This window comes from Pontibacillus yanchengensis Y32 (assembly GCF_000770635.1).
Classification (GTDB): Bacteria; Bacillota; Bacilli; order Bacillales; family BH030062; genus Pontibacillus; species Pontibacillus yanchengensis.
Genome location: NZ_AVBF01000008.1, coordinates 11703 through 26677 on the forward strand (window position 1 = coordinate 11703; position 14975 = coordinate 26677).

Annotated in this window: 13 protein-coding genes; 7 read left to right on the top strand and 6 right to left on the bottom strand. The window is 40.7% G+C overall.

From position 1 onward, the window contains the following. Positions 1-56 precede the first annotated feature (56 nt). Positions 57-1049 carry a YeiH family protein gene (locus N782_RS04590; RefSeq protein WP_036816735.1) on the top strand — a complete coding sequence of 331 codons (993 nt, stop codon included), beginning with the start codon at positions 57-59 and terminating at the stop codon, positions 1047-1049. Positions 1050-1173: 124 nt separating this feature from the next. Further along, positions 1174-1284: a YjcZ family sporulation protein gene (locus N782_RS20935; protein ID WP_084102974.1), complete on the top strand. Its 111-nt coding sequence runs from the start codon at positions 1174-1176 to the stop codon at positions 1282-1284. Between the two features lie 347 nt (positions 1285-1631). Here the strand turns inward: N782_RS20935 and N782_RS04595 are convergent, their stop codons facing one another. Continuing rightward, entirely contained in the window at positions 1632-4805 is a 3174-nt protein-coding gene (locus tag N782_RS04595; protein WP_152600709.1) for an efflux RND transporter permease subunit, read from the bottom strand. A gap of 113 nt (positions 4806-4918) precedes the next feature. On the opposite strand from N782_RS04595, the gene N782_RS04600 reads away from it, so the two are divergent. Further along, positions 4919-5764 carry a TetR/AcrR family transcriptional regulator gene (locus N782_RS04600; RefSeq protein ID WP_036816737.1) on the top strand — a complete coding sequence of 282 codons (846 nt, stop codon included), beginning with the start codon at positions 4919-4921 and terminating at the stop codon, positions 5762-5764. Between the two features lie 190 nt (positions 5765-5954). Here the strand turns inward: N782_RS04600 and N782_RS04605 are convergent, their stop codons facing one another. After that, positions 5955-6791 carry a MurR/RpiR family transcriptional regulator gene (locus N782_RS04605; protein WP_036816740.1) on the bottom strand — a complete coding sequence of 279 codons (837 nt, stop codon included), beginning with the start codon at positions 6789-6791 and terminating at the stop codon, positions 5955-5957. Between the two features lie 172 nt (positions 6792-6963). Here N782_RS04605 and N782_RS04610 point away from each other — a divergent pair, with 172 nt between their 5' ends. From N782_RS04610 to N782_RS04625, 4 genes are read left to right on the top strand one after another with little or no spacing between them, the layout of a single operon-like run. Beyond that, a complete protein-coding gene (locus tag N782_RS04610) occupies positions 6964-7842 on the top strand; it encodes a DUF8171 family membrane protein (protein WP_036816742.1) in 879 nt (292 codons plus the stop codon). Then, positions 7839-9548 carry an ABC transporter ATP-binding protein gene (locus N782_RS04615; protein ID WP_052111173.1) on the top strand — a complete coding sequence of 570 codons (1710 nt, stop codon included), beginning with the start codon at positions 7839-7841 and terminating at the stop codon, positions 9546-9548. Before N782_RS04610 ends, N782_RS04615 begins: the two co-directional genes overlap by 4 nt. Beyond that, a complete protein-coding gene (locus N782_RS04620) occupies positions 9535-10359 on the top strand; it encodes an energy-coupling factor transporter transmembrane component T family protein (protein ID WP_036816745.1) in 825 nt (274 codons plus the stop codon). The genes N782_RS04615 and N782_RS04620 overlap by 14 nt, the downstream gene beginning before the upstream one ends. Positions 10360-10375: 16 nt before the next feature. Then, on the top strand, positions 10376-11125 hold the full coding sequence (locus N782_RS04625; protein ID WP_084102975.1) for a PHP domain-containing protein: 750 nt from the start codon (positions 10376-10378) through the stop codon (positions 11123-11125). Between the two features lie 237 nt (positions 11126-11362). Here N782_RS04625 and ribH read toward each other — a convergent pair whose 3' ends face one another. The 4 genes from ribH to ribD are packed head-to-tail and all read right to left on the bottom strand — an operon-like array spanning position 11363 to position 14831. Continuing rightward, positions 11363-11833 (bottom strand): 6,7-dimethyl-8-ribityllumazine synthase, encoded by a 471-nt coding sequence (gene ribH / locus N782_RS04630; RefSeq protein WP_036816748.1) that lies wholly within the window; start codon positions 11831-11833, stop codon positions 11363-11365. 21 nt (positions 11834-11854) lie between these two features. Continuing rightward, complete coding sequence (locus N782_RS04635; RefSeq protein WP_036816750.1) at positions 11855-13048, bottom strand: bifunctional 3,4-dihydroxy-2-butanone-4-phosphate synthase/GTP cyclohydrolase II; 1194 nt, start codon at positions 13046-13048, stop codon at positions 11855-11857. 24 nt (positions 13049-13072) lie between these two features. Further along, a complete protein-coding gene (gene ribE / locus N782_RS04640) occupies positions 13073-13729 on the bottom strand; it encodes a riboflavin synthase (RefSeq protein ID WP_036816751.1) in 657 nt (218 codons plus the stop codon). 4 nt (positions 13730-13733) lie between these two features. Then, on the bottom strand, positions 13734-14831 hold the full coding sequence (gene ribD / locus N782_RS04645; protein ID WP_152600710.1) for a bifunctional diaminohydroxyphosphoribosylaminopyrimidine deaminase/5-amino-6-(5-phosphoribosylamino)uracil reductase RibD: 1098 nt from the start codon (positions 14829-14831) through the stop codon (positions 13734-13736). Between the last annotated feature and the right edge of the window lie 144 nt (positions 14832-14975).

Genomic DNA, 14975 nt, shown 5'->3' on the forward strand with positions numbered 1-14975 from the left:
TAACTTATGATTCTGTTTCACTTAAGATATGGTAGGGATGAACGGAGGAAATCAACATGATTATACGAAATACAAAACATCAATTCGGTGGAGTCCTACTCACCTTTCTTTTTGCAAGTGCTGGATTGCTACTTGCCCAGCTACCAGGCTTTCAACATATTGGAGCCTTAGCTTCTTCTATATTGTTAGCGGTAGCTTATAGACATTTTTTTGGCTATCCTATGAAACTACAGCACGGTATTGATTTTTCTACAAAAAAATTACTGAAACTAGCTATTATATTATTTGGTTTAAAGCTAAATTTAGACGTGGTTTTTCAGGAAGGACTCGGTTTATTAGCTAGAGGGGCATTAACCATTGTCTTCTCCATCATCATCACCTTGCTCCTAGCAAGGTGGCTCAAGGCTAACTGGACGATTTCGTTTCTTTTAGCTGTTGGAACAGGGGTGTGTGGAGCTGCAGCTATAGCTGCCGTCTCTCCCATCATCAAATCCAAAGATGAAGACACGGCTTTAAGTGTGGGGATCATTGCGTTAATAGGCACGTTATTTGGAGTTGGTTATACACTTGCCGAACCATACTTACCTATTTCTAGCGAGCAGTACGGAATATGGACCGGACTTAGCTTACATGAAATTGCCCATGTTGCGTTAGCTGCAGCACCAGCTGGTGATGATGCACTGGCAATCGCATTTTTAGCTAAACTGGGAAGAGTTTTATTGTTAATACCTTTGTCCTTCTTGCTTGTTGTTTGGATGCGTCGGAAAAAGCAAGAAGATACGCAAACAACGATTGCCTTTCCATGGTTTTTACTTGGTTTTATGGCTATGAGCTTTGTTGGAAGTTATATGATTGGAGAATGGATACCCGCTTTTCCTGGTGTACTTGAGGCTGTTTCCTTTATTACGACCTTACTCTTATCCATGGCTATGAGCGGATTAGGATTAAACGTTGATATACGAAAAGTAAGAACCGTAACGTTAAAACCGTTAGTAGCTATGCTGATTACATCCATACTCTTATCCGTCCTTACATTCTTTCTTCTATAGAAGAGGGGAAGGCGGTAGTACTTTAAGGCTATCGTCCTGAATCTAGACATTCGCCCTTCCCTTTTTGCCTTTTCAGCATATAGTAACTTTGAAGGTAAAAACAAATGAAAAAGAGGTGGATACGATGTCAGGAGGATACGGATACGGCGGTGGTTTTGCTCTTGTAGTTGTTCTTTTCATTCTGCTTATCATCATTGGAGCAGGTGCATTTAGCGGCGGTTATGGCGGCTATTAATACAAAATAGTAAAAGATAAGCTCTTGCTTTGCTCACCCTGAGAGGGATCTTAAACCTTGAAGGCAGTGGTGCTAAGAGCGAACAATAAGAACAAAAGCGCAAGCGCCCTGCTAGCGACGTACAAACTGGACGGCTCCGTATGAGATAAAGGAAACACGAAGAGCGGTAGCGATTCGATGTTGACTTATCGTAAGGAGGAGCAGGAAGTTTGCTAGTCGCTGGGCGCTGGAGCTGGACGTGGCCGCATCACTTTTTTAGTTATACACATGCATTGAATTTTATAATTTCCTAAGCAATAAAAAAAGCGCATCTGCCAAGTCTGGCAGATGCGCTTTTGTATGATCTGTTATGCTTTTTTCTTGCGACGGAATTTCCCTAATGTCTCATAAACAAGTGGTACGATTAAAAGCGTTAGTAACGTGGAGCTTGTTAAGCCACCAATTACGGTAATACCTAGTCCTTTACTAATAATCGATCCACCTTCAAAACCTAATGCTAGTGGAAGCAACGCTCCGATGGTTGCTAGTGCTGTCATTAAGATTGGACGTAACCTTGTTGCACCAGCATCAAGTAACGCATCCCGTGTAGACAGTCCTTCGTTTTCTTTATGAATAACACGGTCAATTAATACGATACCATTGGTTACCACAATACCGATTAACATAAGAGCGCCAATCATCGCAGAAATGCTCAATGTTTCCCCGCCAATGAGCAAGCCTATTACTGCTCCGATAATCGTGAATGGCAAGGAGAACAGAATAGCAAATGGCGCTAGTGCTCCACCAAAGAAGATGACCAGCACGAGATACACAATAGCAATGGCTGCAAGCATGGCAAGACCAAGCTGACTAAAGGATTCATTGATATCTTGGGTTACCCCACCAAGTGTAATATCTACATTGGATGGATGATCAATCGTATCTAATTCTTCGTTAACGGTTGATGATATTGCACCAACATCATCTGTTGTTGCTTTTGCACTTACGCTTGCATACACTTGACCATCCCGTCGACTAATGGTGTCCTCTGTTGTTCCTTCTTCAACAGATACCACTTCACTTACTGGGATAGACTGACCTGTTGGTGTCGTGATTTCACGGTCTGTCAGGTCTTCGATGCTATTATAATCTTCTTGGTTCACTTCTAAATAAACCTGAAGCTCTTCCCCGTCTTGTTTGATGGTAGTAATCTTTGGACGTTGGCCGTTTTGATTTAATTCCATTCCTATTTGACCCGCTGTCAGACCAAGCTGACTTAGCTTTTCTTGATTGGCTACAAGGGTGTATTCCTCATAGGATTCAGACAAGCTAGAATCAACGTTTGTTAGATCTTCTTGTTCTTCTAGCATGGCTTGAACGTCTTTCACTACTGGTTCAATTTCATCTGTGTTTTCCCCAAAGACTTGGACTTGAATATCGCTACCAGACCCTGTTGCGGAGAAGTCTTGATTAGACCATTCTCCTTCATCTGTCATGGCTTTCAAGTCTTTCATCACTTGCTGCTTTTCATCAGAGAAGTTTTCTGTTTCACTGTCATATTCGACAAAGAATGCCGCCTGGTTGCTTGCTCCAGGACTCATCGGATTTTCTCCTCCGACAGAATATTGGATGGTATGGACGTTTTCACGACCATCAAAATATTCCTTCGCATCTTTGGCAATGTTCTCCACGTCTTCTAGTGTTTGACCTGGAGCAGGACTATACGTTGGCATCACCATTTTTTCCCCTTCACTAGGAAGGAAGCTTACACCAACTAATGGAACCATTGCGATACTTCCAGCCAATACACCTACTGCAACAATGGAGGTGATGATCTTATGATTCAACACGCTATCTAAGAATGAGCGATACGCGTTCGCAAGACGTCCTGGTCCTTCATTATGTGCTTTTGATGCTTTCTCTTTACTTAATAGAGAATGGGACATCATCGGCACAATCGTTACGGCAACGAGTAATGATGCTAGTAGCGAGAATACCACTGTTAACGCAAATGGTAGGAAGATTTGCCCTACAACACCTTGCACTAACCCTAATGGTAGGAACACGGCAATCGTTACAATCGTAGAAGATAGGATTGGCATAAACATTTCTTTCGTAGCTGCCAATACCAAGTCTTTGCCCTCTAATGTTTCTTCCGTTAGAGACATGCGCCGGTATATATTTTCGACGACGACAATGGAGTCATCGACCACCCGTCCAATCGCTACTGTCATCGCTCCAAGCGTCATAATATTTAACGTAATACCCATCTGATTCAAGATAAGTACGGCGATAAGTAAGGATAACGGAATGGAAACTACTGAAATCAACGTCGTACGGAAATTACGTAAGAACAGTAGAATAACAATAATCGCAAATAGTCCACCGAACAATGCTTTGTTTAACATCGTACTTACGGATTCTTCTATTGGTTTTCCTTGGTCAAATGTCGTAATCAGTTCTATTCCAGATAAGTCTTCCTCGAAGTCGGATGCTGTCTTTTTTACAGCATTTACAACATCAACTGTATTTGCTTCTTGTGATTTTACAATTTGAAGCGTGATGGAATCTTCCCCGTTCGTTCGAGAGATAGACTCTGCCTTCCCAACGATTTCTAGGTTCGCAATGTCTTGTAACTGGACAGTTGGGATGCCTTGCTGCTGGGCAGCCTGACTCTGACTAGCACCTTGCCCACTAGGCTGATTTTGCCCTGTAGCTTGTGCAGATCCTTGTTGAGGTGCTTGAGATTGCTGAGTGGATGGGGCTTGTGGAGCTTGTGCACCTTGCCCGCCTTGAGATGGTACAGCAGGTATCTCTAATTGCCTCAACTCTTCCAGTGTTGTTACTTCCCCGTCTACAACAACGGACTTTTGTGTTTCATCAAACGTGTACAACCCTAAAGGAACAGACACATTGGAACCTTTAATAAGATTCATAACTGTATCTTGTGACATTCCACGTTCTTGTAATGCTTCTTGGTCAAAATTCATTTGTACTTCTTTAACTTGTTGCCCAGCTACTTGAACAGAAGCAACACCTTCTACCCCTTCAAGCTCTGGCACAATGTTTTCTTCCACTGTTGTGGTAAGCTCTTCAAGGGACGCTTCCTCATTAATGACACTCATACTGATAACTGGGAATGCATTGAAATTAACCCTTGATACATTTGGACTTTGTGTAGCATCTGGCAAACTTACAGAGTCTACAGCCTCTTGAAGTTCATCCTCTGCCTCATCCAAATCTTTATTATAGCTATACTCTAATTGTAAGTTCGAGGCATTTTGAAAGGATGTAGAACTCACTGTCTTTAATCCACTCAAGTTTTGAACTTGCTTCTCTAGTGGTTCAGACACCTCTTCCGCTACCTCTGCAGGTGTCGCACCTGGATACACGGTAGTTACCGTGATTACTGGTGGATCGATATCGGGTATCGTTTCCAGCTTCATATTTAAACCAGAATATAAACCTGCAGCTGTGATAATAATCGTCATCAACCATACCGCAAATTTATTATTCATTGAAAAATTAATAATACTCTTCACCTATGACTCCCCTTTCGAAATTGACTAACCGGTCATTACGATATACAATATATATGACCAGTCAGTCACAGTCAAGAGAAAAGGGTTTATTTTTTTAGAAAGGTCGGTCATTTATGGATCAAAAGAAGGTCACCATCATAGAAAATGCTATAAAATTATTTGCTAGAAAGGGCTTCAGTTCTACATCTGTTCAAGAAATTGCTGACGAATGCGGAATCTCCAAGGGAGCTTTCTACCTCCACTTCAAATCCAAAGACGTCCTTCTATATGAGTTATTTGAATACTATTGGCAACGAATCCAACAAAGGGTTAACAAAATTACCTCAGAACCGCTACAGCCTCGCGAAAAGTTTGTTCATCAGCTGAAAGTAACCATCGAAGAAGTTGCAAATCATCGCGAATTCATCATTATGCAGATTAGAGAACAGGTCATACCGTTTAACGATACCATCGAGACATTTATCAAGCGCATGCGATATCATTCCTATTTATTTTATAAAAATCATCTCCTCGCTATTTACGGAGAAGCAAAGCGTGATTATGTATGGGAAGCTAGCTCCATTGTCCAAGGTTTACTCAAGCATTACATCGATTTAATTATCATGGATAACTTCGACGTCGATTATCATAAACTGGCCCTTGCTATTATGAGACGTGTTGATTACATCATGGAAGGCTTTGAGAAGCACAATGACCAACCAGTCATAACCGAAGCCATCATGAATCAAATCATTCCGGAGAACATTAAATATGAACAACTCGAGGATATAATCGATATTCTAATGAAAATAAAAGAACACGAAACAGACCGGGAAATCCTAGATACAGTCGATGTTTTATTAGAGGAATTGAAAAAAGAGGATTATCGCCAAGCTGTGATCAAAGGCATGGCATCTATATTAGAAAAGCATGAGGAATATATGGATGTGGCTTCGCAATTGAGGTCTTATTTTATATAAGCAAACGTGCTGATAGTAGTAGAGGAGCTGGGGGCGGAGGGTTATGAGCGACATTATAGATTTATGAGCGGGATTTGAGATTTATGAGCAACATGTTAAATATATGAGCGTGATCCGTATTTTATGAGCGACATTTCAAATATATGAGCGACCCTCCTATCAGCCTATCCCCTCTCCCCTACCATCCCCATTACTTAGGAATTAAATGACTGTACGTTTTTCGTAATTCACTTAACGCCTGTAAACGTTGCAAGGAAACTTCCTCAAGTTCTAAACCTACTCCCATTACAATCCCTTCAAGAACCGCTACCGGGGCAACCATTGTGTGGAATTCCCACATTTCGCCTCGGTGAGTATATAAAGAATAATCGACGTACTCATGCATATTCGAGACTAATTGATCGGATATTAAAATGATTTTCATGCCGATCGAATTGGCATGCTCAAATAAAGCTTGGGTTTCTAAGAGCATTTCAACAAATTGAAACACAATCAACGTTGATTGGGATGTCATATGTAACATAGATTCATAGATTTCAAATCCACTTTTGGCTATACGTTCAATATGGATACCAAAGCGTTTCAATCGAAATTCTAATAAATCTCCTAATCCTTCAGAGGACGCAGGTGCATAAATATAGACCACTGTAGCGGACGAAATGGTTTGGATAGCCTTTTGCATATGTTCATTATTTAAGTGGTTTGCGGTATGAACGAGGTTCTTGAAGTGATGCTCCACCAATCTACTTAATAAGTGATTTTCATCCAATTGTTCTGCAAAGTTTCTAAATTTATTTTCAGGTGTTATTTCTATTCTACTTTTCATTTCCTTCTTGAAATCCTTAAAGGTTGTATAACCTATTAATCCCCAAAACCTTGAAACAGTAGGAGTACTCACCCCCGCTTTATCAGCTATCTCCTTTTCTGTATGGTACACAATAGACGTCCCCTGCTTCTCAACTAAATCTGCAACCCTTCTTTGTTTAGGAGTTAAGTGCACTCCTTCAAGTGAAAATAATTTATCCATCTATCATCCCTCCTAGCCAAGAGTATAACGGTATTTCATAGCCTTTTGAAAAAAAACTTTCATTCTTAAGAAAATGTTTAATTTATTTACAAATTCTAAATCTACAAGGAAAACCTCCTTTACGTTCATTCCTTAACATAATAATTGCAAAATCAATTAAGGAGGCAATACCATGAACCAATTAAGCCGTGAAGAGTACTCTCAGTCGCAAAAGATGATGATTTTTATCTTAGCAATGTCCTTGTTTGGCTTAGCTAATTTATTCACAGAATTATTACCTGAATTTGTGTTAGGGCCAGTTGAAATTTCCGTATCTTATCTTGCTTTTATTCCTTTGTCATTAGTAATGCTATTTCATCCTCTGTACGCAGCAGTAGGAGCTTCTGTGGGAGAAATTATTTTTGGAGATTTGTTGTTAGGTGATTTTGGAGGACTTGGAGAATTAGAAGGGTTCATTGAATTCACCCTTGCCATGTATATAGCTGGGTTGCTTGTTACAAATCTTCGTAGCAAAAAACAAGTTGGTATTGCAGCAATAGTTGGTATTGGTATTGATCAAATGTTAAGTACGATCGTGGATGTCGGTAAAGTCTGGGTAGGAATTGAAGAAGTAGAGGCTGTACCAGGTTTACCAGAATCCATTCTAGCAATTGAAGGACTTAGTTTTGTCACAGAGATGATCATCTCTGGCGTGATATTTGGTTTAATTCCTACATTGTACTTAATCCCGAGACTGTATGGAAAAATTGAACCGCTGCTTGGCATCAAACCTCGTGAAGGTCGGGTTAAAGCTTCCATGACAGAGTGGATGTCTGTTCGTTTCGTGATTCTAGCAATCTTCTTAACCTTCATGGGGATGGTCGCTGAATTCATGGCTGAAATGGATATCAATTTTGCCGTGTGGGAACCTGAATTTCTTGAACAATTTGGGGATGGCTTTATATGGTTACCTATTTCTGCCGCAGCAATAGTTTTCATTGTCGCTGTGTTTACAGCAATCAAGTGGTTGGGGGCTTCTTCCAATCAAGATAAGAAAGGAAAGTCTGCATGAGTGAAGCTATCATCTCGATTGATCAAGTATCTTTTAAATATCCTGGAGGAGACGATTGGGTCCTCCAGGATTCCTCCTTATCCGTCAACAAAGGAGAATTCCTAGCTATCATCGGTGGGAATGGTAGTGGTAAATCAACCCTATGCAAAACCATTAACGGATTAATTCCACACTACTATACAGGGGACTTTAATGGATCCGTTCATGTGGATGGCATAGATATGTACAGTTCCGCCGTAGCTGTTTTAAGTCAAAAGGTTGGTTATGTGTATCAGGATTTTGAAAACCAGCTTATGCGCCCTACGGTTTTGGAGGATGTAGCCTTTGCCCCTCTTAATTTTGGGGACCCTGACTTTCAACAACATGCAGAATGGGCTTTAGAAATTCTAGGGTTAACTCACCTAAAAGACAAAAGTATTTGGCAACTTAGTGGTGGACAAAAGCACTTAACTGCCATTGCGGGTGTCCTAGCATTAAATCCTGACATTCTTATAATCGATGAACCTGTTGCTCAACTGGATCCACACCACGCCAAAGAAATATATCAAAAATTAAAAGTTCTACAACAACATCATGGAAAAACGATTATCGTTATTGAACACCATACAGAGTTTATAGCAGATTTCTGTACTGACGTAACGTTAATCGATCAGGGGAAGGTGTTATGGAAACATGATGTGAAAACGGGGCTACAAAAGGTGGATGACCTCTTGGAAAGACAGATCTTCCCCCCTCAAGTAACCCAAGCAGCACTTAAGATAGACCATTCGAACAAGAGCGAGTTACCAATCACTCTTAAAGAAGCAGTTACCTACTATGAAGGTCTTTCCATTACTAATCCGACGTCTGTGGAGCATAAATCCGATCAACATGAGCGTTTACATGAAATCGTGCATTTAGAGAATGTAAGTCATTATGCCAAATCATTACGTAATGAAACGGTAACGATATTAAATGACATTCATTTATCCATAAAAGAAAAAGAGAGAATTGCCTTGGTAGGAACGAATGGTGCAGGAAAATCAACGCTCATGAAATGCTTAGCAGGAATCATCAAGCCCTCCAAGGGTAAAGGACGAATCAGTGAATACAATCTAAAAAATAGTTCTTTAGAAAAGCTATCTCAGGATGTAGCGTACGTTTTTCAAAACCCTGAAGAAATGTTTATAGAGGATAGCATTTATAAGGATTTATCCTTTTTTGCCCATTCAAGAAATATGGAGATGGAACCTTTTTTTCAACAATTAATTACTGCTTTTCGAATGGAAAATTTCATCCATAACGATGGGCGATTATTAAGTGGAGGACAACAACGGAGATCTTCATTAGCAATTGGTCTTGCCATTCAACCATCATTGCTTATGTTAGATGAGCCTACCGCAAGTCTTGATGTAAAAAGTCGCCAAGAGATGATTCGGACGTTAAATCAGATTGACGAACAAGTGAAGAGTGTTTTAATAGCAACCCATGATATGCAATTAGTAGCAGAGTGGGCAACGAGAGTCATCGTTATGGACCAAGGAAAGATTTTGTTTGACGGCACCCCACATGAACTATTTGCCCAGGAATTCATCTGTCAGCAAGCTGGATTAATCCCTCCGCAAATGGTTCAGCTCTCTAACCAATTAAACATACATCCTGTAGCGTTATCGATCTCAGAGTTCGTTGAGAGAATAGAAAGGATAGATAGCTATGGAGTTAGTTAACCGTTTCAAAAAAACATACAATCTGGAATGGGTTAAACTTGAGTTGTTGAAAACGGCTTTTGGAAAAAAAGATTCCTACATGGGAAGAAAAGACCCAAGGTTAGTGATGGTATGGTATTTCATTGTAAGCTTGCTACCTTGGTTTACGTTTAATCAGACTATTTTAATTGGGTTGCTAGTGTACACCATTGTAACTTCTTTAGTCTCAAGAGTAAGCCCACTAATCATAGGGTTATTAACCATAGGAGTTATCAGTGAAATAATTTATATTGTTGCATTAGTGTATTTATTTGGAGGGGAATGGGCTGCATTTTCTTCCTTGATTACATTTACGATGAAAATCACGATAATGTCCATTGCCAGTATAGCTGCATTTGCAAGCATGGATCCAGAAAAATTAAGCGATGCTTTACTAAGTTTTGGGGTTCCTGCTCAATTTAGCTTCGCTGTATCTTACGGATATCGTATGCTCCCTATTTTGCTAGATGAATATCAACAAATTATACTCTCGTTCCGACTGAGGGGAAAGGCACCAACAAATGGCGGTGTCCTTAAATGGAGAACAATCTATTATTACTCCAAAATAGTTGTAAAAGCCTTCTATCCAATGATGTTAAATACCGCCAAGAAAACGAGAACTACTGTAGAAGCTTTAGAGGTTAAGGGATTTTCCTATTCCCTTCATGATAAAGAAGCCAAAAAACAAAAGTTATCTCATTTGAAACTATCCAATCAAGACTATACTTTTTTAGTAATGTCTATAGGTATCTTACTTGCTATCTATTTCTTAGGAAAATATTACCCGATATAAAAAGGAGAAAAATACTATGATGAATATTGATTTTCATACACACGCAAACTTATCCAAAAAAATACCTGTCTCAGCAGAAGAATTCAAAGATAAAATGAGAGTTGCCTATGAAAACGGATTGAATGCTGTAGCCATAACGGAACATTTCAATGCTGCAAACTTTTTATCTTTTTATGAGGAAATGGATCAAACCTTCCCTTATGAAGGAGACCATTACAAAGTCGATCAACTAAAAGTATTCCCTGGGATTGAGATTGATGTGAAAGAGACCGGTCACTTTTTAGTTGTAGCAGATCGTGACACTATCAAAACGATTAGAAAAAGATTAATAGGCCATGAAGAGGAAGAAGATTTTATAGAGGTAAAGGAATTAGTAGACTTCCTTTCTGATTTTGATGTACTAAAAATAGCGGCCCATCCTTATAGAGAATCCACACCATGGACACACCATGAGGACGACATTTTAAAACAATTTAATGCCTTCGATATTAATGGAAAAGATTTATTTAAATACGGAATAAGCATGAAACAAAAAGTAGAATCTCTTGGCGAACAATTTGATGTACCAGTTATTGGCGGAAGTGATACGCATCAATATTTACAATACGGATCTATTTACAATCGTTTTCCTGATTGCGATACAGTCAGCGAATTGAAAGAAGCACTTCGTAATGCAAAGTATGAGACGATTGTTTCTAATTGTTTAGAAACAAAAGTTCACTCCGCAAAAGTGGTTAAGAAAATGATTAAAAACTCTATAGCCTGAACAAAAGCGGAGCCTAATGCAGGCTCCGTTTTTTTGTTTAACAGCATGGTATGGGCTAGTAGAGCTTACATGTTTTGAGCGACATTTCAGCTTTATGAGCGAAAGTTGGAATATATGATCGAGATTTCAAATTTATGAGCGAAATGCGAATTTTATGATCGACATTTCAAATATATGAGCGACCCGCCAAAATAAGCATAGCTTTCAAAAAAAAGAAGCCCTACACAGGCTCCTTCCTTATTGCTCAAATGACTTCGTTAAATTAGCCATTTCAATAGCTGCTGTTGCTGCTTCAGCACCTTTGTTACCCGCTTTTGTACCGGCGCGTTCGATGGCTTGCTCGATGGTTTCTGTGGTAATGACACCGAACATGACTGGTACGCCCGTTTGCATGGATGCTTGGGATACGCCTTTTGCTGCTTCGCCACATACATAATCAAAATGAGGTGTGGAGCCGCGAATAACCGCTCCTAGGGTGATAACGGCATCGTATTGCTTCGTATCTGCCATACGTTTGGCGATCATCGGAATTTCATAAGCACCAGGTACATATGCAACATCCACATCCTCTTCGTCTACGCCGTGGCGCTTTAACGTGTCGACTGCTCCCTCGTATAGTTTACTCGTAATGAAATCGTTGAATCGTCCTACAACAATCCCTATTTTCAATCCTGTTCCGACTAAGTTTCCTTCAAATGTTTTGCCCATGCTTTCTCCTCCTCTAACTCATTAATAGTGAAATAAGTGACCTAATTTACTTTGCTTTGCCTTTAAATATCGTTCGTTTTCTTTACGGCTTTCGGTTTGTATCGCAACCCGATCCACCACTTCTAGTCCATAACCCTTCAATCCTGTAATTTTTCGTGGATTGTTGGTCAGTAGTTTTAATTGCGTTATACCGATATCCTTTAAAATTTGTGCGCCAATTCCGTAGTCCCTCAAGTCAGGAGCGAAGCCTAATTTTTCATTAGCTTCGACGGTATCGAGGCCTTGTTCTTGGAGCTTGTAGGCGTGCATTTTATTTAATAAGCCAATACCTCGACCTTCCTGACGCATATATAAAAGGACTCCAGAACCATTCTCCTCGATTTGCTGTAAGGCTGCATGAAGCTGCGGCCCACAATCGCATCGATACGATCCAAATACATCACCTGTTAAACACTCGGAATGCACACGAACGAGTGTAGGTTGATCAGGATGAACCTCTCCTTTAACTAAGGCGATATGCTCCTTGTCATCTACGACGTTTGAATAACCGATTGCTTTAAAATCCCCATATTCCGTTGGCAGCTGAATCTCAACTTCCCGTTGTACCAATTTGTCTTCCCGATTGCGATACTGGATCAACTCTTGGATGGTAATCATTTTCAGGTCGAACTCATCCGCCATTTTGCGAAGGTCGGGAACTCTTGCCATCGTGCCATCGTCTTTAATAATTTCACATATGACACCTGCTGGTTTTGACCCTGCTAGCTTAGCTAGATCCACTGCTGCTTCTGTATGACCTGCCCGGCGAAGCACGCCACCTTCTTTCGCAAGTAACGGGAAAATATGACCTGGTCGTATGAAGTCATAGGACTTAGCTTCCGGATTCAACAGCTCGCGTATGGTTTTAGAACGCTCGGCTGCGGATATGCCTGTTGTGGATGTTTTATGATCGATACTTACTGTAAAAGCTGTACCGTGTGGGTCTGTACTCCGCTCAACCATCGGGAATAGTTCTAGCTGATTCGCGATATCATTCGAAACAGGTGCACAAACAAGCCCTTTTCCTTGTGTAATCATGAAATTTATTACTTCAGGAGTCGCATGTTCCGCTAACGCAATTAAATCTCCTTCATTCTCACGATCTTCGTCGTCACAGACGATGACCATTCTTCCTTTTTTCAAATCATCTAACGCTTCCTTAATCGTATCGAACATGCCTATCACTCCATTACCGTTTAGTTACTTAAAACCGTTCTCTTCTAAGAAAGAGGCTGTTATTGATGATTGGGACTTAGAGCCTTCCTTCATTTGCTTCGTTAAAAAGTTCACTACATATTTTCCAAGCATATCGATTTCAATATTCACTCGATCTCCAGCCTGCTTTTCTCCGAGTGCAGTGTGCTCCATCGTATGAGGAATCAGGGAAATCGTAATGGAATTCTCTCCAACTCCAAAAACAGTCAAGCTCGTGCCATCGATAGCAACAGAACCTTTATATACAAAGTAATCCATCAGTTCAGCATCCAGCTCAATTTCATAATACACTGCATTGGAGGTTGGCTTTTTACTCGTGATGACACCAACTCCGTCTGCGTGACCGGAAACCATGTGGCCACCAAAACGCCCGCCTGCTTGCATCGCACGCTCTAGATTTACACCACTACCAGTAGTAAGCTCATGCAAATTGGTGGCACGGAATGTTTCTGGCATGACATCAAAGCTTGCTTCTTGGTCTGTAAACTGCGTTACCGTTAAGCATACGCCGTTCACGGAGATACTATCTCCAAGTTGAACATCCTCCAGAATCTTTGAAGCTCCGACGACAAGCTCCATTGATTCCTGACCCGGTTTAATACGTTTTACACTTCCGATTTCTTCTATAATACCTGTGAACATCGGATCACTCCTGTTCTGCTGGCTTAGCGATAATTTTAATATCTTGACCTAATTGAATTACTTCTTCTATTTGAAGGGATATAGCCTCATTTAACTTTGCTATCCCCTCACCCGTGATTGGAGTTGGTGCTGTTTTGCCACCTATTAATTTTGGGGCAATATACTGAATGACTTGATTTACTGCTCTAGCACGAACAAATGCATCATTCACCTGGGCTCCACCCTCAACGAATAAGGACGTTATGCCCTTTTCTCCTAAAACACGTAATACTTCATCAATGGAAATAGTTGATTTGGAAAGCTTCACAACTTCAACATGATCATACTGCTGGAAGTGATCGATTTGGTCCTGTTCTACTTCCCTACCAGTCACAATCCATGTTGGTGCTTCGGGGGATTGAATGAGAGGTGTGTCAATAGGAGTACGCAAATGTGTATCAAGTACAATACGAACTGGGTTCTTCCCACCGTGAGGAAGTCTTGTCGTTAGCTTCGGCTGATCATGAATAACTGTATTCACACCGACTAGAATGCCATCATGCGTGTGCCTATAATGATGTACATCCTCTCTTGCTTCCGTTCCGGTAATCCATTGGCTTTCGCCTGTTGTGGTAGCTATTTTCCCATCAAGGGACATCGCTGTTTTCAAGGTTACGTACGGCGTTTTATTGGCAATCCAATGATAAAAAACCTGATTCAATGCATCGGCTTGTTTTTCAAGAACGCCAACCTCAACATCAATACCAGCTTCCTGTATAAGTCGCACACCTCTACCGGCAACTTGAGGATTAGGATCTAGTGTCGCCACAACTACACGTTGAATACCAGACTTGACGATGAGCTCCGCACAAGGCGGTGTTTTGCCATAGTGACTACAAGGCTCAAGGGTTACATAGATGGTCGCACCCTCAGCCCGATCTCCAGCCATTTGCAGTGCATGAACCTCTGCATGCGGCCCACCAGCCTTCAAATGTGCACCCATGCCTAATACCTCACCGTCCTTTACGACTACAGCACCTACATGTGGATTTGGTGTCGTTTGACCAGTTGTTGTTTGAGCCATTTGAATGGCAAGTTGCATATATTGTTGGTCCTGATTCACGTTTACGCCCTCCTTTCTTTTATTTTAAAAAAACAAAAAACCCTGAGGAAGATACACGTTCCCCAGGGTTTGTTCAAGTAAGTCATTTACAATTAGACAGACGTCCAGAATTTCGTCAAAGCGATGCTCGCATCACTCTGCATA